The organism is Psychroserpens algicola (assembly GCF_014526325.1).
Lineage (GTDB): Bacteria > Bacteroidota > Bacteroidia > Flavobacteriales > Flavobacteriaceae > Psychroserpens > Psychroserpens algicola.
Map to the genome: position 1 here is coordinate 228267 of NZ_JACNMJ010000001.1, position 24105 is coordinate 252371.

Annotated in this window: 16 protein-coding genes; 2 read left to right on the forward strand and 14 right to left on the reverse strand. The window is 35.3% G+C overall.

From position 1 onward, the window contains the following. On the forward strand, positions 1–810 hold the full coding sequence (locus H7350_RS00985; RefSeq protein ID WP_204344006.1) for a hypothetical protein: 810 nt from the start codon (positions 1–3) through the stop codon (positions 808–810). 19 nt (positions 811–829) lie between these two features. On the opposite strand, the gene H7350_RS00990 is transcribed toward H7350_RS00985, so the two are convergent. From H7350_RS00990 to H7350_RS01025, 8 genes are all read right to left on the reverse strand, one after another. Then, positions 830–1429 (reverse strand): DUF2652 domain-containing protein, encoded by a 600-nt coding sequence (locus tag H7350_RS00990; protein WP_204344007.1) that lies wholly within the window; start codon positions 1427–1429, stop codon positions 830–832. A gap of 21 nt (positions 1430–1450) precedes the next feature. Further along, the gene (locus H7350_RS00995) at positions 1451–2728 is read right to left on the reverse strand and encodes a DUF2254 domain-containing protein (RefSeq protein ID WP_204344008.1); all 1278 of its coding nucleotides are present in this window, start codon (positions 2726–2728) and stop codon (positions 1451–1453) included. A 5-nt stretch (positions 2729–2733) separates the two neighbouring features. Beyond that, the gene (locus tag H7350_RS01000; protein WP_204344009.1) at positions 2734–6441 is read right to left on the reverse strand and encodes a metallophosphoesterase; all 3708 of its coding nucleotides are present in this window, start codon (positions 6439–6441) and stop codon (positions 2734–2736) included. Between the two features lie 75 nt (positions 6442–6516). Beyond that, entirely contained in the window at positions 6517–7461 is a 945-nt protein-coding gene (locus tag H7350_RS01005; RefSeq protein ID WP_204344010.1) for an L-histidine N(alpha)-methyltransferase, read from the reverse strand. 1 nt (position 7462) lies between these two features. After that, a complete protein-coding gene (gene egtB / locus H7350_RS01010) occupies positions 7463–8608 on the reverse strand; it encodes an ergothioneine biosynthesis protein EgtB (protein WP_204344011.1) in 1146 nt (381 codons plus the stop codon). A gap of 21 nt (positions 8609–8629) precedes the next feature. Next, entirely contained in the window at positions 8630–9847 is a 1218-nt protein-coding gene (locus tag H7350_RS01015; protein ID WP_204344012.1) for a bifunctional alpha/beta hydrolase/OsmC family protein, read from the reverse strand. Further along, positions 9840–10097, reverse strand: a complete 258-nt coding sequence (locus H7350_RS01020; RefSeq protein ID WP_204344013.1) for a peptide methionine sulfoxide reductase — start codon at positions 10095–10097, stop codon at positions 9840–9842. Before H7350_RS01020 ends, H7350_RS01015 begins: the two co-directional genes overlap by 8 nt. Then, positions 10097–11659 (reverse strand): protein adenylyltransferase SelO, encoded by a 1563-nt coding sequence (locus H7350_RS01025; RefSeq protein ID WP_204344014.1) that lies wholly within the window; start codon positions 11657–11659, stop codon positions 10097–10099. The genes H7350_RS01020 and H7350_RS01025 overlap by 1 nt, the downstream gene beginning before the upstream one ends. A gap of 143 nt (positions 11660–11802) precedes the next feature. Here H7350_RS01025 and H7350_RS01030 point away from each other — a divergent pair, with 143 nt between their 5' ends. Then, positions 11803–13077 carry a Pycsar system effector family protein gene (locus tag H7350_RS01030; RefSeq protein WP_204344015.1) on the forward strand — a complete coding sequence of 425 codons (1275 nt, stop codon included), beginning with the start codon at positions 11803–11805 and terminating at the stop codon, positions 13075–13077. Here the strand turns inward: H7350_RS01030 and H7350_RS01035 are convergent. The 6 genes from H7350_RS01035 to H7350_RS01060 form a co-directional block, all read right to left on the reverse strand. Continuing rightward, positions 13074–15449, reverse strand: a complete 2376-nt coding sequence (locus tag H7350_RS01035) for a GAF domain-containing protein (protein WP_204344016.1) — start codon at positions 15447–15449, stop codon at positions 13074–13076. The genes H7350_RS01030 and H7350_RS01035 overlap by 4 nt on opposite strands. A gap of 93 nt (positions 15450–15542) precedes the next feature. After that, on the reverse strand, positions 15543–16019 hold the full coding sequence (locus H7350_RS01040) for a hypothetical protein (protein WP_204344017.1): 477 nt from the start codon (positions 16017–16019) through the stop codon (positions 15543–15545). Between the two features lies 1 nt (position 16020). After that, positions 16021–18138 (reverse strand): glycoside hydrolase family 97 protein, encoded by a 2118-nt coding sequence (locus H7350_RS01045; protein WP_204344018.1) that lies wholly within the window; start codon positions 18136–18138, stop codon positions 16021–16023. Positions 18139–18145: 7 nt separating this feature from the next. Next, positions 18146–19810: an alpha-amylase family glycosyl hydrolase gene (locus tag H7350_RS01050; RefSeq protein WP_204344019.1), complete on the reverse strand. Its 1665-nt coding sequence runs from the start codon at positions 19808–19810 to the stop codon at positions 18146–18148. Between the two features lies 1 nt (position 19811). Then, on the reverse strand, positions 19812–21710 hold the full coding sequence (locus H7350_RS01055; protein ID WP_204344020.1) for an alpha-amylase family protein: 1899 nt from the start codon (positions 21708–21710) through the stop codon (positions 19812–19814). Between the two features lie 6 nt (positions 21711–21716). Further along, positions 21717–24104 carry a glycoside hydrolase family 31 protein gene (locus H7350_RS01060; protein WP_204344021.1) on the reverse strand — a complete coding sequence of 796 codons (2388 nt, stop codon included), beginning with the start codon at positions 24102–24104 and terminating at the stop codon, positions 21717–21719. Position 24105 lies beyond the last annotated feature (1 nt).

Genomic DNA, 24105 nt, shown 5'->3' on the forward strand with positions numbered 1-24105 from the left:
ATGCAATTTAATACAACACTTTTATTTATAATCTTTTTTTTAACAAACTCCTGTTATTCAGGAAAGCTCACACCTCTTGCCGATTTACCTTCTGGATTGAAAGAAATTTCAGCGATTGAAAAAACGTCAAAATCAGATATATTATGGGTTATTGAAGATGCTGGTAATAACAATCATTTGTACGGACTGGATGCAAAAGTTAAGATTACTAAGGATATTGAAATAGAAAATGTACAAAATATAGACTGGGAAGATTTAACTTCAGATACTGACGGAAACATCTACATAGGTGACTTTGGTAACAACTCAAAAAAACGAAAGAATTTTGCCATATATAAAGTTTCACATCCTGAAAATGCTGAGTCTTCAGCTAAGGCTGAAGTTATTAGTTTTAAACTTCCAAAGGATATGAAATCTGAAGATTTTGAATCTTTTTTCCTTTATAATGATGCCTTTTATATGTTCAGCAAAGACCATAAAAAATGTGAACTTATAAAAGTTCCAAATCAGGTTGGAGATCATGTAGCCGAGTACATTTCCGAAGTAAAACTTAAAGGAAAAAAAACAAAAGTAACTTCAGCAGATATAAGTCAAGATGGTAAAACTGTTGTCTTGCTAAATCATGATAAACTGTGGAAACTTAGTGATTTTGCTTCTGATGATTTTTTTAGTGGAACCATTGAAGCCATGGCGTTTGAACATGAGTCTCAAAAAGAAGGCATCAATATATTAGACTCTAATGAAGTCCTTATAACAGATGAAAAAACGAAACATGAAGGCGGAAAACTTTACCTGTTTGGCCTAGATTGATTGCAATCGAAACTTCGAATCATTCTAAAAGTTTACGCATTTTTACATAACTATAATTGATATCGCCTAAATGCTTATAGCGTTCGCCTTCATCTTGTAAATCTCCCCAACCAAAATTGCGTTTTATTACTTCATCTTTGTATTGATTTAATACCTGTTCTGAAATGAGCAAGTATTCGTCTTCTTTGATATCGTTTTTGAGCAAACGATGAGCAATAATCACATCTTCACCCATAAGTTTAATACGGTTTCCTATTTGAACAGACTCCACATTTTTTCCAAAGTGAAGAATAATTTTCAACCCAAGTTTTGGTACTTGATCAATACCACGCTCGTCACTGTATTGCTGAGACAACACCTCTAATTGCTGATAAAATTGAGTGAAAAACGATTTACATTGATTTATTAAATCCTGAAAAGGAGGTAGTGGCCCTTTTTTAAAGAACAAAATCGCATCGCCTTCAATTTCGGAGACTCGTAACCCAATTTCGTTGGCATAGATAATTTTATTTAAGAGTGCTGGAATAACTTTAGCACTTAGTTCGATATTGGTATCACTCATAAAACGCGTAAATCCGCTGATATCAGGAATACAAATTAATGTTGGATTAGAAGCCATAATGGTCTTTTATAATAAGGTTTAAGTATGTATAAGCATTTGCTTAACTAGTTTTATATCGGCTTCATTTTTCAAACTTTCAGTAGCATCTTCAACAAGGTTATTTAGCTCTTGCTCAATAGCAGTTTTATAGCTTTCTATTTTAAACTCTTCACGGGTTTTAAGAAAATTTAGCATCAAAACGAGTCTTTGTACGATAATCACATCATGTTTACAGTAGGTTCTCAAAGCTGCCATGACCTGAAATAACAGATCTTTAAAATCAACCGAATTGATTTTTAAAACAGGTACTTCATCAGAATCACAAACGATATTAGTGTCATACTTTTGAAGCCTAATTGCAAATAACTCAGTTAAATAATCAATGGCATTAATTGCCGTTCCAGGATCATTTATTCCTGGAGACATCGCTTTTACTGCAATTTCTGAAATCTGTTTAAAGGCGAGTAAATAATTATCTTCAACCAGTTCACTTCTTGAAAAATGAAATGCGCTACAAACTTCTTCTATCACATCATCATCCAATTTCTCACTCGATTTAGCTAAAGGTAAGCCTTTTAATACGTACCTACCTTTAATAGGCATAATTTCTAATTTGAAATTTTTAGAATGGGAAATATCCTTAAGTGCATTGATATTTAAATCTTGAAAATAGCCTGACGTGTTTGAATAAATGACGTTCCAATCAGAAGTATCTTCAAAATCTGTATTTGATTGCGACTCGATAAGAATTTGCAATCTACATTTAGCGGTTTCAAAGATGCGGTCCATGATGTTATTAACCTGGATTTCCTGAGATATAGAATGTATAAAATATATAAAAGCTGCCAGGCAGCATGTCATTGCAAAAATAGCCAAGAGTACAGAAAATCCAGGCAACTGGTATTTATTACCATCGGGTTCTATTGACACCAAAGTAAAAATGCAATACAGTAAGGTAAAATTATAGACACCAAGTATAATTTGATGTCTTCTATTGGAAATTAAACCGGGTAGGATTCTCGGAGAAAAATTACTTGAGGCCTGATTGAGTAATATCATTACCATTGAAAAACTAAAGACCATTATTGAAATCAAACCTGCTATAAACGTAGTGAGCAGGTTTCTTGCGGTTTCGGTATCATTTACCACCAAAACAGGTGCATTTTCAAGTAAGTATTTAGAAATTCCTTTACTTTCTAAATAAAACATTATAAAGGCGAATAGCAGTCCGACAAGACTCAATACCGAAGGATAGAACGCTATTTTGCTTTCGAGTTTAAAGATGTATGATAATGTCGAACTAATATAGCGTTTCATCAGACTTAGAAATTAAGTCCAAATCCAAACGAGAATCGCAGACCTTCGGTACTGTTAAAGAGGTTAAATGTTCCTGAAAGGCTATCGGCAGCTGTTATCCAAAATCCACCACCATAATCGTTGTGCCATTTATCTGAAAAATCGCCTTTTATCCAAACACGACCAACATCAAATCCACCAAAGACTCCAATTTGAAGTGGTAAGGTTTTCGTTTTGAACGACTCAAAACTATAGCGTAAATCAGCACTACCTACAAAAGAATTTTTTCCTGTAAAACGTTCGGTTCTGTAACCTCGCAATCCATTTCTACCTCCAATATTTGCCGCCTGGTAGAACACCAAATCATCTCCTACTCTAACTTGTAATCTTGCGTCAGTTTTTAAAACCAGTTTTCGGTTTCGGCTTAATGCGTTGTAAAAACCTAAATTTGAATTTAAATAACCATAGGTATTTTTAGTATCCTTAAATTCGGTTTTACCACCAACATTAATTAAAAATGTCATACCTCTAGTAGGATTGAGTTTATTATCAAAACTTGCATATTTATACTCGGCTTCTAAGGCACCAAAGAGACGTCTTTCATAAAATTCTTCAAATGACGACGGCACTAAATCGGTTATAAATCGATTGTCAGTATCTTCTATTTCAATGGCTTCAAAAATGGCTCTAAATCCATAATCACTACCAAAATTTCCTTTTTTCAGAATTCCGGCTTTAGCCATATAAATACTTGTTTTGACTCGGTTATAATCGAGATCTAATTCATCGTCTAAATTTTCAGTTTCATTTCCGTAGCCAAAAAAGTTATTGGTGAAATTTTCAGATGTAAACTGACCACCTACATGCAAGTTCCAATCATTCATGATATTAGCAAACTCACCATCATACAAAAGTGAAAACCCGCTGGTAGCAAAAAAATAGCCTCCTCTAAAACGGTGTTGCTGAGAATAAGGATTGCGCTGAAATCCTTTTTTAGTTTTTACAAATTGTAAGCCCAGAGACACACCATCGTCAGGATTGAATCCAATGGCAGGTGTAATGACACCAGTATTTACAATATTTTTTTGATAATCAAAAAGATTGAGTTTATAGATATCGGTTAGCCTGATTGTTCCGCCTTTATTTTCTTTAATAGTATTAGGTTTACTTTCGTGATCATAGACTTTAACTCTTCGACCAGATGTAATGATATAGGTGTCATTTTCCTGTCCGCCAATAAGTCTTGTAAAAATGAGATTATTCGCTTTTCCGGTAACTTCAAAAATATCTTTGTCGTCTAAACCGTAAATCCAAAGCTCTTTAGTGACATCTTTGTTAAACGTTTTATCAACGATAACTTCCCCTTTTTCGCCATCTATAATCCTCGATATTTTAACATGGGTTTCGTTATCGCCAATTCTGGTAACTTCGATATAATCATCTTTATCAGTACCTGTCAGAATAACCAGTTCGTTTAATACTTGATAATATCTGGCAGCGATATCCAGTAAATTAGCACGTCTTCCTCTAAGCTTCTTTTTTATATCTTCTAAGGTTTCATCCTGTACAGCTTCAGGAACTTTTGAGAAGGCTTTTTCAATGACTTCATCTGTTATATGTTCCTGTAAAAACTTAGCATGTTCTAACCATTTTTCTTTGGTTGACTGCTGAACCATGACTCGGTCTAGTTTTATTCCGGCAGCATTCATCCACTCAATATCTTTTAACTCTTCATCATAAACCTGCAATTGTTTAGTAGAACCTGAAATAATTCGCATCACATCTAATAAGGCACCATCAAAATTAGAGAATACCTGATCTCTGTCTCTAGGTATTGGGCGATACCACTTATCGCCATTTTCCTGATCAAATTGTGCCCAACGCCATTGGTCCTGATGTCGATCCCAGTCACCAATAAGCATATCAAATAAACGAGCTCTTACATAGGCATTTTCATCAATTTTATATTTTTCATCCTCTCTAACTTTTTCAATAATATCGTGAGTGCTTTCAATATCATCGGCATAACCAAAGTTACGCTCATCTGTATAATTTTCTTCAGGACGCTCTTCAATCATATACAATTCATCACCATAGTCATTATTGTATTTTCCTAGATGCTTATGCTTTGGTATATAATAAATTTTTGGGTTAGTGTGATATATTTGTGCAGCATCTGATAAATCAGGAACAGCCATAAATGCATAAGGATGAGCAGCAGTATAAAAATCTTGTATTAATCCTTCAACGGCAGTTTTTTCAAATTCATCTTCAATATAAGTATCTTTAAACACTACGGCTTGCAGATATTGCGTTGCACTCTTTTTTAAGGCACGCATATTGAGTTCTCGCCCATCTTTGGTTTTTAAACGTATAGATCGTGTTTGATGACCTCCACCTGCTCTAACGACTTCAAGTCCGCCATATAGAGTATCTAATGTTGCAACTTTGGCTGTAACTGTCGTACTGTATATATCACGATAATGGTCACCCCAAACAGATTCAAAAAATCTCGATTTATCGGTAGCTTCTTTAGTATAAATCGATGTTTCTATTTCCTGCGGAAATGTATCTGGCAGTTTAGATACATCATAGTTTTTTGTAGGTTCATAAATTTCTTTAGCGAAAAGTCGTTTAGGCTGCCCGTTTTCTTCACCATAGATGCTTACCCAACTACTACCATCTTTAAAAACAGTTAACTCAGCAAATCCTTGTTTTCCGTAAGAAAAGAGTCCGTTATGACTTAATTGAGCAAAGGATTCTTTTGCTCCAGAACCTGATACAATTTGCTTGATCTGTTCGTTTTCAATATACTGAAGTGTATGCTCATGTCCTGAAACGAAAATTAGATTATTGGCATCAAAAGCTAAAGTTTCAAGACGCTTCATTAGCTTGTTATATCGTTCATTAAATCGATCTTGAATAGACACGCCACCTTGTGTTCTAATTTGTGCAATTAGAGATGCAAAAATCGGCACTGGAATTTTACTTTGAGTTGGATACAAGTGCTTTTTAGCAGCATAGTAACCACCATGAACACCATTAGTGTACATAGGATGGTGCATTGCAAATACGATTGTTTTGTTTTGAGCTTTTTTTATCTCGCCTTCAATCTCTTCGAAAAAACGTTCTCTGGTTTTGATTTCACACTCATCATTTATCGTGGGATTCTTATTCCAGTTTTCAAGATACCATTGGGTATCTATTGCTATTAACTGAATTGTTTCACCAACATCGATACTTTCTAAAGGACAACCATTTTCTGGTTGAAACGTGTTTTTACCGAGAGCATCTTCAATATATTTTTCTTGTCGCTTAAGCCCTTTTAGTTTATCGGCATACCAATCGTGATTTCCCGGAATAAATAATACCTCTCCTTTAAAGTCTTTAACAGCTTTTATTTGACCGTTGAGCGCATTTTCGGCCTCGCTTCTTCCCGCTGAATTCTTAGATGGCAAACCATCTGGATAAATGTTGTCTCCCAGAAAAATAGCATAATCATCTTCTGTATTTTTGTTAACAATATGGTTTTGTAAAGCAGTTAAAGCTTTAGACATACCGCCTTGAGGTGATTTTCCAGCATCTCCAATGAGATAAAATGTTCTATCTATCTCTTTATCTGGCATGGTTGCCTCTGCGCTACCTTCTTCTTTATATTGCGCTTTATAGGTTGCACAGGCGTTTATAAAAAAACTGATGATAAAAAGTGTGATTAATTTCTTAAAGTTGGTCATTTTAGTTTAGTTTGAGTTACAAAAAAAAGTATTCTATTTAATACTTATTATCTGTATCCCTAAAGATATTGATTCTTAAGCTAATTTTTCCCAAAGACTATCTGTAAAATAATGCTTACAATCTAAAAAATGATGTTTGACGCTAAAATTGGCTTTATGAGCTAAAATCTCAATTTCAGAAAGCGCATACTTTTTTGAAAGTTCTGTCCATATCAATTCATTTTGCTTAAAATGTATTGAAGTGTTCAAAGTGTTGATATGAACTGTTTGCGCTTTTAAACTTACAATATAACTTTTCACCTCGCCATTTAAGGGGTTATAATGACAATAAAAATCAAAATCATCAATTTTAAAATCGGCATCAAACTCTCTGTTAATTCTAATTAATAAGTTTAGATTAAATCGTTTTGTAATACCCAATGAATCATAATAAGCATTGTGAATAGTGATTGGGTTTTTCTTTAAATCCAAACCAATAAGTAGCTTATCATTACTATTCATATTATCATTAAAAAGTTGTAGAAGCTGACTCGCTTTTTCTTCAGAGTAGTTTCCAATATTACTTCCTAAAAACAATAACAGACTTGGTATTTTATGCTCTGAAGTTTCACGTAATATCTCAAAATAATCACCAACCTTTGGCTGTAGAGATAATTTAGGTAAACGCTCTTTTAACTTTTCAGAAAGTAAGGTGATGGCTTCTTGAGAAATATCGATAGGCACATAATTAAATGGTATGTCTTTATTCACTAAATACTCTAGCAGTTTAAACGTTTTTAAACCATCTCCAGCTCCGAGTTCAATGATATTAAAAGCTTGATTAAATCCTAGAGCCTCAACAATTTGCTGAGCCTGGAGTGAAAGAATTTCAAATTCTGAATCGGTAAGATAATATTCAGGCATTTGCATTATTTCCTGAAAAATACGGCTTCCATTATCATCATAAAAATACTTTGAAGATAGATACTTGTTTTTGGCCGTTAAACCTTCTATAATGTCTTTTGCAAATGTATTGTTCATATTATTTTACGAGTCTGATTCCTGAAAATTGCCATCTCATTTCTGGATGAAAAAAATTGCGATATGTTGGTCTGCTATGACCTTCGGCTGTAGCTACTGAAGCTCCTCTAAGCACCATTTGGTTAATCATAAACTTGCCATTGTATTCGCCTAAAGCACCTGGTGCTTTTGAAAAATTCGGGTAAGGCAAATAGGCGCTATTGGTCCATTCCCAAAGTTGTCCGTAAGGAAATTGCTTTGAGGCTACTTCCCATTCAAATTCTGTAGGTAATCTCATGTGTTTCCATTCGGCAAAAGCATAAGCTTCATAAAAGCTAATGTGACTAACAAGTTGGTTAGGTTTAACTTCCTGAAAACCCTGAAGCGTATAATAATGCCACTTACCTTCGATTTGATGCCAATATTCGGGAGCCTTAATATCGTTTTGCTGTATAAAGTCCCAACCTTCAGCATGCCATAAATTGAAATTTTTATATCCACCTGCATCAATAAACTCCATATACGCTTTGTTGGTTACGAGTTGATCTGAAATCTCAAATTCGTGTAAAAACACCTTGTGATATCCCATTTCATTATCATAACAAAAGGCATTGTTATCATGACCAATAGGATAAACCCCTTCAGAAATTTTTAACCATTTTGAAGGTTGTTCAATTTCAGTTAATTCTATCTTATTTTCTATGGTAGGAAACGTTGGTTGATGTCCTAAAATATATTTGATGTCGTAGTAAAACAATTCTTGATGTTGCTGTTCGTGCTGAATCCCGAGTGTGATAATATCTTTTATAGTTTCTGAAGGCTGAGTGTCTAAAAACAGAAGCATTTGTTCATCAACATACTTTCGGTAAGCGTACACCTCATCTACTGTTGGTCTTGTCATCAAGCCTCTGTTTGGCCGCAATACCCGAGTTCCTGCATTGTTGTAATAGCTATTAAATAAATAGGCGAAATCTTCATCAAAGACCTTATAATCAGGCATGAATTCGGAAAGTACGAATTGCTCAAAAAACCAGGTGCTATGTGCTAAATGCCATTTTGGCGGCGACACAAATACTTCAGGTTGCACCGAATAGTCTTCAGTTTTAAGGGTTTTACAAATAGTTACAAACCGTTTCCGAGTGTATATATACGAATCTTTTAATGTCATTGATATTTCTGAAACTATAAATTAAATAAGTTCTGTGTCGATAATAACTTCACTTTGCAATGTTTTATGAACAGGACATTTGGAAGCAATTTCTTTTAAGCGTTGTTTTTGAGACTCGTCTAAGTTACCAATAAAAGTCAACTTTTTTGATAAATGATCTAATCGTGTTGGTTTTTCAAGATCTAACATTAAATCGTCACTGTGCTTTTTAGAATACGTAATATAGGCATACACTTCTTGTAAATCCCATTGTTTACGTTCTGCATATAATTTTAAGGTCATTACTGTACAAGCTGCCAAACCTGCACTAAGAAAATCATAAGGCGAAGGTCCAAAATCATCACCTCCAACCGAACTAGGCTCATCGGCAATGAAGCTATGCTTAGCCGTTTGAATGGTTGTTGTAAAATGATTTTCCTTTAAATCTAAATGTGCCACCAACTGTTCACCAGAGGTATCGAGCATGGTATTGTCTTGTTCTGGAAAATAGCGATTGACCCAACTTCCAATCATATCGCCTACATACAAACTATCTTGAGTATTACTCAATAAATGATCGGCATTATCTAAACTTATAAAGCTCTTAGGGTGATGTGCGTTAACGTATAACTTTTCGGCATTTTTAATTCCTACAATGGTATCAATTGGAGAATGTAAAATGAGTAATGGCTTTCGTAAGGATTTGACAATAGAAGGTAAATCAGTTTTATCAAAATCGGACACAAAGGCTTCATCAATCTTAAATGGGCGTCCGCCAATATTAACTTCTACTCTTCCTTTATCTTTAATTTCCTCTATACCATGAGAAAACAAATGTTTCACATGGCTCACACTTGCTGGAGCACCAACAGTCGCGACGGCTTTTACATTATCTAATTTAGATGCTGCAACTAAAACAGCTGCACCTCCCAGGGAATGTCCAACTAAAAGCGAAGGCGCTTGATACTCTGCTTTTAAAAAGTCGTTTACCGCTATTAAATCCTCAACATTAGCTGAAAAATGACTTTCGGCAAACTCACCTTCACTACGTCCTAATCCCGTAAAATCAAAACGTACAACACCAAAACCATGTTGCGTTAATGCTCTGCTTATATTTTTCACAGCATTTAAGGAACTGCTACAAGTGAAACAATGCGCAAAAATGGCAAAGTGTTTTGGCTTTTGGTTTGCAGGTAATTCTAAATAAGCTTGAAGTTTAAGCCCTTTTTTATTTTCTATTTTAAGTCGTTCGTTATTCATAAATCTTTTGGTAATTATTTAAAAATTGAATTACTTTTTCTTCTGGCATTTCACAAGGTTTTAATACTTGTTTATTCGACGTTATGTAATAATTAAAACTAATAACGTTGTTTCCAGATAATGCTTCGGCATAAATTTTTATACTTTTCCCCTCATTAAAATTGGTTCTGGTGACGCCATATTTTGTATTCTGAAATATCACTTCACTATAACCTTCTGGCAATGCTTGAATTTGCTTTAACACAGACATTAGGAACTACAAGATAACATCGAACAACCTACCTTATGTTTTGCCCAATCTGGTCGTTTAGCAAACCACTTCTCATATTCAGGTTGTTCGGCATAAGGTTGTTTTAAAAGCTGAAACAGCTCATCAATGCGTTTGTAATCTCCTTTATTGGCATCGTCTATGGCTAATTGCGCCATGTAATTTCGGAGCACATATTTAGGATTGGTTGCATTCATATTGACTTTCCGTTCTTCATCTGACAGCAGCTCATTTTCTAATCTCGAGTCATAGGCCTTAAACCAATCGCGCCATTGTTGCGCTACATTATCTGCAATATCATTAGGTATATAAAAGGCGTCTTTTACAATATCTAAACCTTTTGCGCCATCTCCTTTTTTGAAGTTGCTCAAATTTCTGAAGAACAAAGTCATATCCGTTTCCGTTAACAACAAGGCATCTTCTAAATCCTGAATCAACATAGAATCTTGGTCGTCATTTTGTGCTAAACCTAATTTGGAACGCATCATTTCCAGAGATTTTTTTTCAAAATCGTCTTTATAAGTCTCCAATATATCTTCTAAAGGCTCAGTATCTTCTATGAGCGGATATAAGGCATTGGCGAGTTGATACAAATTCCAGAGCCCTATATTAGGCTGATTCCCATAACGGTAGCGCTTATGCTGGCTATCTGTAGTATTTGGCGTCCACCCAAAATCAAAACCTTCCAGCCATCCATAAGGTCCATAGTCAATAGTTAATCCGAGAATAGACATATTATCAGTATTCATCACACCATGAACAAAGCCAACACGTTGCCAGTGGATAATCATTTCTAACGTACGTTGAGACACTTCAGCAAAAAACTGAATATAAGTTGCTTTTGAGGGTAATCCTAAATGTGGGAAGTGATGCTTAACGGTGTAATCAACTAACGTCTTTAAGGTCTTATGATCTTGTCTCGCGGCGAAAATTTCAAAACTTCCAAAGCGTAAAAAGGAAGGTGCAACACGGGTTACAATAGCTCCTTTTTCATATGCTGCATTACCATCATACATCATATCTCTCAAAACGTCATCTCCCGTCAAAGCCAGAGATAATGCTCTTGTTGTTGGTACTCCCAGATAAAACATAGCTTCACTGCATAAATACTCCCGAATGGATGAACGCAACACCGCTAATCCATCGGCTGTTCTGGAGTAAGGTGTTTCACCAGCACCTTTAAGTTGTACTGCCCAATGTTTATTGTCATGTTCAACTTCAAACAAATTGATAGCTCTTCCATCACCTAATTGGCCTGCCCAATTTCCAAATTGATGACCTCCATAACACATCGCATAAGGTCTTGTATTCTCTAAAACTTGTTGTCCTGAAAAAACATTTAAAAAGGCTTTAGTGGAAATATCAGCCTCTGTAATTCCCAAGTTCTTAGCCATATCTCTCGACACATGGAGTATTTCAGGCTGACTCGGTGACTTAGGAATAACGTATGAAAAGCAAGCCGACTTAACTTGGCGTCTGGAGTTCTCTAAAACAGGATCTGCAGGCAGGTTTTGAGTAAAAGATTTTTTTGTGTTTAGTTGCATTTTATTGCTTTAATCGATAAGATTAATATTTTTAGTCATAAAGACATAATTTACGAATTATTTTGTCGTTTTTGCTGATTGGAAATTACATATTATGTTAATTCTTAATTTCGTAATTTTACTTTAATCTATAATTGATGTTTATGGCTACTGACCTTATTAAAAAGACTGAAGAATTTGTATTTGATTTATTAAAAAAAGAATTAGATCCTATATTTCTTTATCACAATTTCAAACACACCGAACGTGTTTTAAAAAGCACTCGAGAGATTATCGAAAATACAGATGTCACTAAAGACGAGGCGCAAATTCTTGAAATAGCAGCTTTATTACATGATACGGGCTATACACAAGGCGCAGAAAATCACGAAGAAAAGGGGGTTAAAATTGCTACAGATTTTTTAACTAAGCATGATGCAGACCAAACCTTAATTGATGCTGTAAACACCTGTATCATGGAAACTAAATTTAAGGAGGTCCCAAACACAAAACTTGGCAAAATCATAAGAGATGCTGATGCGTCCCATTTTGGAAAAAAGTATTTTGAAGAAGCGAGTGAGTTTCTAAGAAAAGAACTCGAATTAAGAGGTGTTGCTACGTATTCGCCAACAGAATGGCGTAACGAAAACATCAAAGTACTTGCTAAAAAACATCAATATTATACAGATTATGCTTTAAAAAACTGGCAATCCAGGAAAGATAAAAATCTTGCCAATTTAATGAAAGCCAAGAAAAAGCAAAAAGCAAAATTTAAAAAAGAGGAAATAAAAGCTAAATACAAAGCACAATACAAAAATGAAAGTCCGGAACGTGGTGTCCAAACATTTTACAGAGTTGCATTAAGAAACCATATCAAACTCAGTGATATTGCCGATACCAAAGCCAATATTTTACTGTCGGTTAATGCCATTATCATTTCAGTAGTTTTAGCTAATTTGATTTCTAAATTAGACACCAATCCATATCTAACCTGGCCAACAGTAATCTTTACTTTATTTAGTGTAATCTCAATGGTGATGTCTATTATCGCTACTCGACCAAATGTAACCAGTGGACAATTCACAAAAGAAGATGTAAAAAACCAAAAAGTGAACTTGAGTTTCTTCGGTAATTTTCATAAAATGGAACTTGAAGATTTTGAGTGGGCTATACGAGAATTGGTAAACGATAAGGATTACATCTACAAAGCTTTAACCAAAGATTTATATTTTCTAGGCAAAGTTTTAGAACGTAAATATCGATTATTACGTATCACCTATACGGTCTTCATGGTTGGGATTATTGTGTCACTAATTGCCTTTGGTATTGCTGTAAAAAATAACCCTGGAATTGATATCCAAGAAGTATTGGATCCTGAAAATCAAAGTCAACTTTTAAAGCCTGAACTAGATGACAAAGATCTATATGTTGTCAATTAGGCTTTAATTTCTTTCATCAAGTCCTCGTAGGTATAAAATGATTTGTCATCTGGATCTTTATGATATAGTACGCTTACTCTGATCGCTTTTAAACCAGTTACTGCTTGTAAATCCTGAAGCTCTACGATTTCAACATCATCATCCAGATATTTTTTAGACTGTAAAAATCTAATATATCTCATGTATTCTATTTCATCTTGCTTTTGAGAATAGACAATACTAATCTTCCCTTTTTGTGTAACTCGCTCTTTCGTACCTTTAATATAGGCTTTGTCTACACGTTTTTTTACAATTTCATATCTGGCGTTGTAAGTACCATCAACATCAAATTGCTTTTCATCCATTCTAAAACTAATCGATAAAGGCTGATTAAATACCAAGATCATCGAAGCAACATCAAGTTTGACAGGGAAATTTGACTGCATTAAATAGAATGAATTTTCCATTTCGCACATCACCTGTAACTGCCATAATCTTAAATTATATAAATAAATGGGATTAAACGATTCTTCTTTGGTGATAGACTCTCCAATGTACATATTATGCTCAACACCATCGGTTTTAAAACGCTCAAAATAGTGCGGATACATCGCTTGGGCGTCGACTTGCTTTTTATCTAAAAGCGCAGCCATTTCTTTATTAACCAAAGCTATAGTATCATCATAATCTTTTCGGTGTTTATATAATACATCTACTTTTTCATCGATACTTTTAAAATAAGTATAGACCTCATCTTTTAAAGACGGAATCACTTTTAAATGCTCAAATAACGGGTCAATATCTTGTTTAATAAACGATGAAATTTGTTGTTCACTATCGACTTGAAAATGTTCATCTAAGCCTTCAAGATATTCATTTATCTGATATAAAAACTGTTCGTATATTGGTAACTTTTCCAATTCAAAAGCATTTAATATGATAGACTTTATCATATTTAGCTGAATTTGTAAATCCTTTTGAGTTGCCGAATTTCTGGCTTCAGAAGATCCTTTTATATCAATTTGACCGTAAAGCGGATAAATATTTTCGAACGCAATTTTATTAAAATTAGGTTCATTACCGTTCATTTCATCTTTAATAAATTGTCGCGCTTCTTTTTCAAAACGCCAGTTGACACTCGGATGAATTGATGTACACTCTTGTTGAATAATAGCTTCAATTAAGTTTTGCTCTTGGTTTTTAGAACGTTCAACAGCCGTGACGATAAACGGCATTACATCCACCAATTTATTAGCATTGATACTGTTTAAAACCTTAGGTTGTTCTGAAACAATTTCTAGAATACCCATGAGACCTTCATCATTAGCTATAGGAGCTAAGATTGCACTTTGTATGTTCTGGTCTTTGAGTGATTTATATTGTGGTGCTTTACCTTTAGAAAGGTCGTAAAACTTATTAACATCAGAAATGGTATAAAACTTCTTTTCTTTGAGTAAGGTATTATAGGACATTTCACAAAGTGCGCCACAACATGATTTAGACTCAGAATCATTCAATAAAAAGCTATTCATTCCGACGCCATATACACGCTCAAAACTATCTTCTTCTTTATTATAAATAGAAAATCCTACTTTGATATCTTCAAGGCCTAGGAGTGATTGGAAAATTTTATGAAAATCTTTCATAAACCCTTCATCTTTCCGTTTTTCCTCACCAATTAAACTCGACTTGATATTTGAAATAGCCTGATCTGCAGTGACATTAAAAATATTAGAAATTACAAACCCTTTAAACGTATAACTGTTTGGTGGAAATTTCTCTTTCCATAAGGCCATGTTTTCATAATTATCTAATAATTCATCAACATCTTCCTGCGTGATCTTTGGTGCATTTTCAGAAGGTACAATTTCAGTAAAATCGGCATTATATAGGATTTTATAAAATTGAATAATCCCATTTTTATCAGGGATTTCATAATAAAACGGACGTTTAAAATTAATGGTATAACCGTAACAAAAATCTAAGATAATGGTACATGCAATGATATATGTATCATCCTTTGGCATGTTTTTTATTTGCAATTCAAAATCTTCTCCAGCAGTTTCAATTATAGATTTAAAACGCTCAGATGAATTAAAAATGAGATTATGAAACGGTACAGAAGCCGTTTTAATTTCATTTTTTGTGAGCACAGGACTAAATGAATCCTGAAGTATGGTACTGATTTCTTTTTCTCGTTCTTTTAAAATAGATACATCACTAAACCCTTCGCGAAGAATAGGGTAAGCATCAGCAGTTTTAATTACACGACGTGCCTTTGCAGCAATAAACTCATCGTCACTTTGAGAAAGCTCCTCATAGTGTTTTAAGAGTTTATCGAAACTCACTTTTAAACTAAAAGGAGATTCAATATTTTCATTAATATCAGTCATTGTAACACTTAGTAACATGCAAAGTTACGAATTAAAAGATTAGTCGTTTAAAGTAAGACTATCTTACAGACATAATGTTACAATTGTAATATGTTAAAAACCGATATGACCATAGGTCCAATTAGATCCATCACTAATAAACATTAGAGTTTTGGTGCGATCGCCTCCATCATTTCCAACATCGGCAGTCATGGTCACAGATTTTGAACTTACCCGACTATCTCCTGGAAAGAATTCCACACCATTTCCTGGTCCGGCTACAAATCCAAACGAATAAATCACAGCATCTACAGCATTAGAGATATTACGTACAATATAAACTCTACCTGGAACCGTTGTGGCATCTGGTAATATAAATTCTACATTACCAGCTGTAGGTGTGAAATTAAGATATATACCATCATCAATTACAGTTGCACTACCGCCAGGACCGCCATTATAATCAACAACTTTCAATGATAAATTCCCATTGATATCTAATGTACTCCTAGGGTCTGTAGTACCTATTCCAACTTGAGAAAAGCTCATTCCTGAACATAATAAAATCACTAATACCACTATCCTATTCATCCTATTCCTTTTTAATTATACTTATAGCACAACCGCCACCTTCAGCAAGAACTAATGTTAATTTGGAGCTATTATTAACTGTCTTTTTTTCTATATCTATGGCCAAAGGATTGTTATTCCAATGGGCATCTTTTCCATCTCTATAAATGGTTGCTTCATACTCTTGATTGGCATCCAAAAAATTTAAATCTATTTCAAATGTTCTGGCATGTTCATCAGTAATACTTCCTAAAAACCAGTTATTTGTTAGACGCTCTTTACGAGCAATAGTCACATAGTCGCCTACTTCACCATTTAAAACTTTGGTAGTCTGCCAATCGACTCCTACATCTTTAATAAATTGTAAAGGCTCGGGATTAGCTTCATAATGTTCTACCAGATCAGCAGCCATTTGTACAGGGCTATAAATCACAACATACAAAGCTAATTGCTGAGCTAATGTGGTATTAACCTGATTGTCTTTTTTATATTCGTCGAATTTGATATTGAAAATTCCAGGTGTAAAATCGATTGGTCCAGCTAACATTCGTGTAAAAGCAACGATTGGCAGATGCTCTGGAGGATTGCCACCATCTTCAGCCCAAGCATTAAATTCTTGTCCGCGTAAACCTTCTCTAGATATAATATTTGGATATGTTCTGCGTAACCCAGTCGCTTTAATAGGTTCATGTGCATTGACTGCCACCTGATAGTTTGCCGCTTTAATCGCCGCATTATTATATTGATTCACCATATATTGTCCATGATGGTATTCGCCTTTAGGCAAAATTTTTCCAACATAGCCTGATTTCACAGCATGCATGCCGTATTTCTGCATGAGAGCATAAGCTGTGTCTTGTTGTTGTTCGTAGGTTTCGGTTGCGGCAGAAGTTTCATGATGCATAATAATATCTACACCTTTCTCTTTTCCATAGCGTACAACCTCATCAATATCATAATCAGGATACGTAGTCACAAAATCGAAGACACCTTCGCGATCTTCAAAACCAATCCATCGTTCCCAGCCTGTATTCCAGCCTTCTACTAAAACTCCACCGATGTTATTTTCAGCTGAAAAATCAATAAAGCGTTTTACATTTTCGGTCGTTGCGCCATGTCTGCCATGTGCTTTACCAGTGTCTTTCCATTGGCCATCGACCATTTCCATACCGTAATCCCAAGATGATTTTCCAAGATGCATTTCCCACCAAACCCCTGTATATTTCATCGGTTTAAACCATGACACATCTCCTAGTTTATTAGGCGCATTCAAATTAACGATTAACTTCGATTCAATTAAATCTGGTGCGTTATCTGTAATTTGAATTGTTCGCCATGGCGTATGAAAGGGCAAGCTGCGTTTGACTTTAAAATCTGTGTTTTCTGAACCCACTAAGTGACTTTCAAGATTGAGATTTTTAGTGTCTACTTTTAAGGTCATCCCAGAATAGTCCACTAATGCAGCTTCATGAAAACTTAAATGCAGCCCATCTTCACCAACCATTGTGACAGGTGTATTTACTGCATTTTCGGGAATATACGTTTGTGCTAAATTCACATGACCAACATATTTTAAAGCATCGATTTCTGAAAGTTTTGTCGTGCTATATAAATGCTCATAAATATCCCAATCACCAGGAATCCAGAAGGTATTGTAATCTTGAGTCAGGTTAAACTGTGTATGTTCTTCGGTAATTTCAACCTCACTTAAACGGGCTTGTTTAGGGAATTCATAACGTAAGCCTACACCATCATCGTAAACTCTGAATATGATATTAAGAAAACGTTCAGGAGTCACCTTTTCTTGAAGCATCACCCTAAGTTCTCTGTAATTGTTCTCAACAGTTTCTTGTTCGCCCCAAGGCATTTCCCAACTTTCAATATGGGTTTCTGTCTCGGATTTTTTAATGATAAAGTGTTTATCAAATGCAGGTGCATTTTTAAATTCAAATCCCAAATAGGAGGTATCTATCACCACTTTATTATTTCGAGTCACCAGATAGTAAGGTTTACCGTCTTCGGAAAGATTAAAATTAAGTTTTAACAATCCGTTAGATGACACAGCTTCAAAAACCCGATCTTCGGATGAGTTACAACTCCATAAACTAAAGGCTAATACGACTAATACGAGGACTCTCATAGGTATATTATTTTTGTTCTAAAAGCACGATATCAAATTCGGAATCAATAGTTACTTTTCCGTCTTTAACAGTAACATTCTGGTTTGAATAGGCATCGTGTAACACCAGACCATCTTTGAAAATTTTGGCAACCTCAAGTGTTTTTTCTCCAGACTGTAAATCTAAACCAACAACCACGACATCTTTAAAATTTCCATCAGAAAAACGTCTAGAAAATGTATACGGTTGTTGTGAGATCATTTGATGCTTTCCTGCTCCTATTGCCGGGTGATTCGCTCTAAATTGTCCGAGTTTTTTCCAATGCGCTAAAACCAATGTCGTTTTCTCTTTATTTTTAAGCGCATCCCAATTCATTTTGGAACGCAAATTCGCATCTCCAACGGCACTATCTACTACTAAAATTCGAGCCGATTCATCACCATAATACACCTGAGATGTTCCCGGACCTAATAACAATTTGGTTCCGGTTTCAAAAGGCTTATCTCTTAGCGGGTCAAAAGGTTGTCCGTCATCATGCGAACTTAAATAGTTAAGTATTCCAAAGCCTTTCAATTGGTGATGTAAAATACTGTCGTACTTTGAAAACATTGCTTCAACTTCCATTTGCTTGACATTCCATTTGTATTCAAAATTGATTTGACTTGTAAATTTATCATCGTAATAATTCACTTCTTTATCTCCAAAATTGAAAAGTTTTCCGCTACTAATTCCGTAGTTATACACTTCACCAACCAGATAAAAATTGTTATCGTCTAAAACCTTATCAGGATGGTTCTTTTTATATTCTGAAAACGCATAATCACATTCGGTTTTGAATTCTTCCCAAACAAATTCTTCGGTGTGCTTAACTGTATCACATCTGTAGCCATCTATACCGAATTCTGTGATATAATCGGTTAACCATTTCATGATATAAAAGCGTGGTGCTCTTGGGTGACCAGTACGTTCAAAAAAGGCATCCAACTCTGCAACTTCTTGTTCATAGCGTCCTTCGGTTTTCCACTTTTCAACGAGTTGTGGCGGTAACTCTACGGCTTCGTTACTTTCGGTTTTAATATCTGGTAAATTCTTTACCAGTGTACAAGTAATGGTGTTTTCGTAATTATTATATTGGCATTGAGGCTCTGTTCGTACCCAATCGCTAGGCCATACAGGGTCTTTATCGGTTACTGGTCCTGTATGGTTAATTACAGCATCCAATACCACTCGAATTCCTTTAGAATGTGCCGCTTCTACCAACTGTTTTAAATCTTCTTTTGTACCATAATTGGGATCGATAGCGGTCCAATCTTTAGCCCAATAGCCGTGAAACCCATAGGTGACTCCTGTGCCTTCATCGGTTCCACCATGGATTTGCTCTACAATTGGTGTCATCCAAATTGCATTAATTCCCAGGTCTGTAAAGTAACCCTCTTCAATTTTTTGAGTGATTCCTTTTAAATCACCACCTTCAAAACCACGAAGTTTTCCTGTTTTTTTAGTTCTGTCAAAATTAATATCATTAGAAGGGTCACCATTATTAAAACGATCGGTTAGCAAAAAGTATAGATTTGCAGCTTCCCAGACGAAAGGTGTTTCTGGAGTTTCAATAGGATGATCAGCTTTGCTGACTTTAGTTTGACAACTAAAGCATACTGCAATTATTAGAATTAAAACGAAACTTCTTTTCATGTTACTTTTTTAATTTAAGTATCAACGATTGCAATGGCTTTAAGGATATCTTAGCCAAACCTTCGCCATTGGCAACCGTTAATTCTGTTGAGTATGAATCATTCAGTTGATCTGATAACTCATACGATTGATTGTTTAATTCCCAAGTTTCTGTAATACCTTCCGGAATTTTGAGTTCAAAATCACGTCCGTTTTCGGCATCAAAATTGGACATTATAATTAAGTGTTCTTTGTCACTCCATCGAACAAACGACAAGACTTTATCATCATAATTTGGAGTATTTTCTCGGTTATAGTGATGGATATCCTGATAGTTTCCAGCCAACGCAGAGCTTTGAATTGTAAAATTTAATAAGCGTTTGTAAAACTCACGAAGTTCTTTTTCTTCAGTGGTTGATTGTCCGCCATCAAACTGTTTATTATTAACCCATCTTACGAGGCTTGGCACACTTCCGTAGTCAAAAATTGAAGTCCGCGTCGGATCCCCAAAACCTAAATCTTCGGCGCCTGGCTCTCCAAATTCTTGTCCGAAATACACCATCGTTGGCGATGTACTTATAGTTGCAGATACAACCATTGCAGGCTTTCCTTTTTCGGCACTTCCAGCAAAATCGGGACTCGCTATTCGTTGCTCATCATGATTTTCAAGGAAATGAAGCATATGATGTTCAATATCTTTTAAATCGTCTTGAATTGGCGGAATATTATCCGTTTTCCCGTGACCTTGCATGACATGTTTGATTGTATCATACAATTGTACTTTGTCGTAGAGGTAATCCATTTTTCCTTTTTTGATATAGTCTCTATACAAGCTTGGATTATAGACTTCAGCTAACAAGAAAGCATCAGAATTTTTCATTTTGATATGTGAATTCATATAGCTCCAGAATTCGACAGGCACCATTTCGGCCATATCGTAGCGAAATCCATCAACTCCTTTTGCTGTCCAATACAAGGTAATATCTTTAAATTTCTTCCAGGAACTCGGAACGGTTTTAGCTTTCCAAAACTCGAAATGGGCTTTATAATCTTCGTTGTCAAACCCTTCTGGCAATTCATCAAAATCTTTATGACCATCAGGAGACACACCATAATTCACCTTTACAGTTTCATACCAATCGTACATATCTGGTTGTGATGCGCGTGAGCCATTGCCTGTCCATTTTGCTGGGTTTTCCTCAAATTTACCGTCGGCCATAGGATGATGTTCACCACCTAAAGGCTGATAACCATTTTTCCATTCTGGCACTTTAAAAGCCTCTCCAGGATTGTAATAAAAGTTATTGTTAACAGCGTAAGCTACTGTTGTATCATCTTCGGCACCAAAATCGGAAGCACCTTCAGGATTTGATGCACTTTGATAATTTCGAGCCACATGATTTGGAACGATATCAATGATCACTTTCAGACCAGCATTGTGCGAGCGCGCTATCAAGGCTTCAAACTCTTCTAAGCGATTGTCAACATCATCGGCTAAATCGGGATTTACATTATAGTAATCTTTAACCGCATAAGGTGAACCAGCACGTCCTTTAACGATATCTGGATCGTCATTAGAAATGCCATATTGCGTATAATCGGTAATGACATCATGATGCGGCACACCTGTATACCAAATATGAGTCACACCTAAATCTTTAATTTCTTTTAAAGCTTTATCGGTAAAATCGCTAAACTTTCCAACGCCATTTTCTTCGAGAGTACCCCAAGGTTTATTTGTAGTATTTGTATTTCCAAAGAGTCTTGTAAAGACTTGATAAACGACTTCTTTTTTCTTCATGCTTTGTTTGGCCTCATTAACCGTTTGTTGGTGTTCAATATCCATTTGTTTGGGTTCATTCTTACATCCAAAGAAACCAATCCATACTAGTGTAATTAAGATAAATTTTGTGTGTTTCATTTGGGGTTAGTTTTTAAGTTTAAGTTTAATTGTTTTTGCTTCGGAAGTATGCCACGGAAACGTAACAATGAGATTTTTTAAAGCCTCACTGTAAAAGAATTCTACTTTTTTTTCGTCGATTTTCACATACTTAGGACGCTTTGAAATATTATGAATGGTGAAATCTATACTTCTACTTTTTGCCGTAAACATTTTTCCTGTTTCGGCCTCAAAGTCAAACTGAAGGTTACGACCTTTGTAATTAGCTTCAAAGTTTAAGATTTGATAGTTTCCATTCTCATAAGCAGCAACTGTTTTGCCATCATCGTTGTAAAATTCTCGTCGACTTTGGGTCACAGAATTGTGATGCCCATAACTTAAATATAAGGTCTTATTCTCAACGAGTTTTGTGCTTTGTTGTGGCCTTAGCATTGGAATAAAAGCACCAGCTCTTATAAATGTTGGGATGGATTGTTCTTTAGTTGAAATTGTTTTTGTTTGTCCGCCTTCAAACACTTCAGCAGTATCAAAATCAAACCAAGCGCTATGCTTCGGAAAATAAATCGTTTGCTCTTTTTGTCCCGCTTTTAAAATTGGAGCAACCAAGATATCTTTTCCCCAGAGATACGCATCAGAATAGGCATATAAATCTGGGTTATTAGGTTCTTCAAAAAACAGAGGTCGCATTAATGGCGTTCCCGTCTGGCTATTTTGAAACATCAAATTGTAATTATATGGCAAAAGTGCGTAGCGTAATTCAATAGCTTGTTTGGCCAGTTCTTTTGCCTTTTCACTTCTAAAAACAGGTTCACTAGCGACGTCTTCTTGCGCATGCGGACGATAAATAGGCTGAAATACGCCATATTGTAACCAACGTACATACAGCTCATCATCGAGATTCGCTCCAGCAAAACCACCTAAATCACTATGCATATATGCCAAACCTTGCAGTCCCATTTGGAGTGCAATTTCGGGTTGAGACTGTAAACCTCCCCAAGTACGATTGACATCTCCTGACCAAGGTACCATACCATAACGTTGTGATCCAGAATATCCAGCACGCATTAAAATAAAAGGTCGTTTATCTGGGCTTACCTCCAAGCTGGATTCATACACCAATTTTGCCCAATCGTGTCCATATATATTGTGGACTTCATCTGCAGTTCCAGCCTCAAATTTAACCCAAGATGGTAGCACTTCAGGTTCACCAAGGTCTCCCCAAAATCCGTTAACGCCAAGCTGTACCAAGTCTTTGTAGATGGTTTTAAACCATTGTTTTCCTGTATTGCTATAAATATCAATAATTCCTGTGTTTCCGAAGTAAAAATCGTAGGTAGCAGGATTTCCGATAGTATCTTTCGCTAAAATATCTTTTTCAACAGCTTCATCCCAACGTTTAGACGTGGTAAGCATAAAAGGCTCTGTGATTAGAATGGTTTCTACATTTTTAGACTTTAAGTCTTTTACCATTTGTTGCGGATTAGGAAAAGAATCTCTATCGAAAGCCAAGTTTCCCATAGTGCCTTTAATATCTTTTCCAAACCAGTACAAATCCAGAATTATGGCATCAACCGGAATCTCTTCAGCTCTAAATGCATCGATAGTTTCTAGCACTTCCTTTTGAGAATGGTATCCAAAACGGCTTGAAAAATTACCTAAAGTCCAACGCGGCAACATGGGTTGCTTTCCAGTTAAATCGGTATAATTATCCACGATGTCATACCAGGATTCACCTACTATCACCTGATAAGTTTTACGACCAGAAATTGTCTCATAAGCTAAGGTATTATCACCTTTACTATCTAGGTCTAAAAAGCCTATTGGCGCATTATCAAAATGTACCATATACTGGTTGGACGACATCACAATTGGTAATGTGAAATTCATCAATTCGGAATGCGTTTCATAACCATAATGTGCACGATTATACAGCTGTAATCGATGTCCACGACGATTCATTCCAAGAGCTCTTGCACCTCCTCCATATAGCACTTCATCTTTAGAAATTTCAAATTGAATGGTTTCCAGGCTATCATTTTTTGCATAACCTGCTTTTTCAGAAATGACGTGCTTGTCTTTATAATAATATGAGATTTGAAACGGAGATTTTGTAATAGTAATATAAAGTCCGTTAGTTTTCAATAGTATATCCTCAGCCCGTTCTGTCACCTGAACATTTATAGCGTTTGGTTCTAAAACAACTGCATGAGAAGCAGCCATAGCGGTTTCTCCGATAGGCAAAAAGGACGTTTCAGCAATTTCTGGAGTATACATTTGAATTGTATAAACACCATCATTAACATGTACCTCAAGACCATTAGATATTTCGTTTACACTTATAAACTTTCTGTCAGCGTTTTGAGACGTCAGTAAAGCTGTTACTAACAGAAATATATATGTTATATAGTGTTTCATT

Excerpts from the sequence above, each read along its gene's own strand:
- H7350_RS00985 (WP_204344006.1), top strand. The coding sequence starts at position 1 with ATGCAATTTAATACAACACTTTTATTTATAATCTTTTTTTTAACAAAC.
- H7350_RS00990 (WP_204344007.1), bottom strand. The coding sequence starts at position 1,429 with ATGGCTTCTAATCCAACATTAATTTGTATTCCTGATATCAGCGGATTT.
- H7350_RS00995 (WP_204344008.1), bottom strand. The coding sequence starts at position 2,728 with ATGAAACGCTATATTAGTTCGACATTATCATACATCTTTAAACTCGAA.
- H7350_RS01000 (WP_204344009.1), bottom strand. The coding sequence starts at position 6,441 with ATGACCAACTTTAAGAAATTAATCACACTTTTTATCATCAGTTTTTTT.
- H7350_RS01005 (WP_204344010.1), bottom strand. The coding sequence starts at position 7,461 with ATGAACAATACATTTGCAAAAGACATTATAGAAGGTTTAACGGCCAAA.
- egtB (WP_204344011.1), bottom strand. The coding sequence starts at position 8,608 with ATGACATTAAAAGATTCGTATATATACACTCGGAAACGGTTTGTAACT.
- H7350_RS01015 (WP_204344012.1), bottom strand. The coding sequence starts at position 9,847 with ATGAATAACGAACGACTTAAAATAGAAAATAAAAAAGGGCTTAAACTT.
- H7350_RS01020 (WP_204344013.1), bottom strand. The coding sequence starts at position 10,097 with ATGTCTGTGTTAAAGCAAATTCAAGCATTGCCAGAAGGTTATAGTGAA.
- H7350_RS01025 (WP_204344014.1), bottom strand. The coding sequence starts at position 11,659 with ATGCAACTAAACACAAAAAAATCTTTTACTCAAAACCTGCCTGCAGAT.
- H7350_RS01030 (WP_204344015.1), top strand. The coding sequence starts at position 11,803 with ATGGCTACTGACCTTATTAAAAAGACTGAAGAATTTGTATTTGATTTA.
- H7350_RS01035 (WP_204344016.1), bottom strand. The coding sequence starts at position 15,449 with ATGACTGATATTAATGAAAATATTGAATCTCCTTTTAGTTTAAAAGTG.
- H7350_RS01040 (WP_204344017.1), bottom strand. The coding sequence starts at position 16,019 with ATGAATAGGATAGTGGTATTAGTGATTTTATTATGTTCAGGAATGAGC.
- H7350_RS01045 (WP_204344018.1), bottom strand. The coding sequence starts at position 18,138 with ATGAGAGTCCTCGTATTAGTCGTATTAGCCTTTAGTTTATGGAGTTGT.
- H7350_RS01050 (WP_204344019.1), bottom strand. The coding sequence starts at position 19,810 with ATGAAAAGAAGTTTCGTTTTAATTCTAATAATTGCAGTATGCTTTAGT.
- H7350_RS01055 (WP_204344020.1), bottom strand. The coding sequence starts at position 21,710 with ATGAAACACACAAAATTTATCTTAATTACACTAGTATGGATTGGTTTC.
- H7350_RS01060 (WP_204344021.1), bottom strand. The coding sequence starts at position 24,104 with ATGAAACACTATATAACATATATATTTCTGTTAGTAACAGCTTTACTG.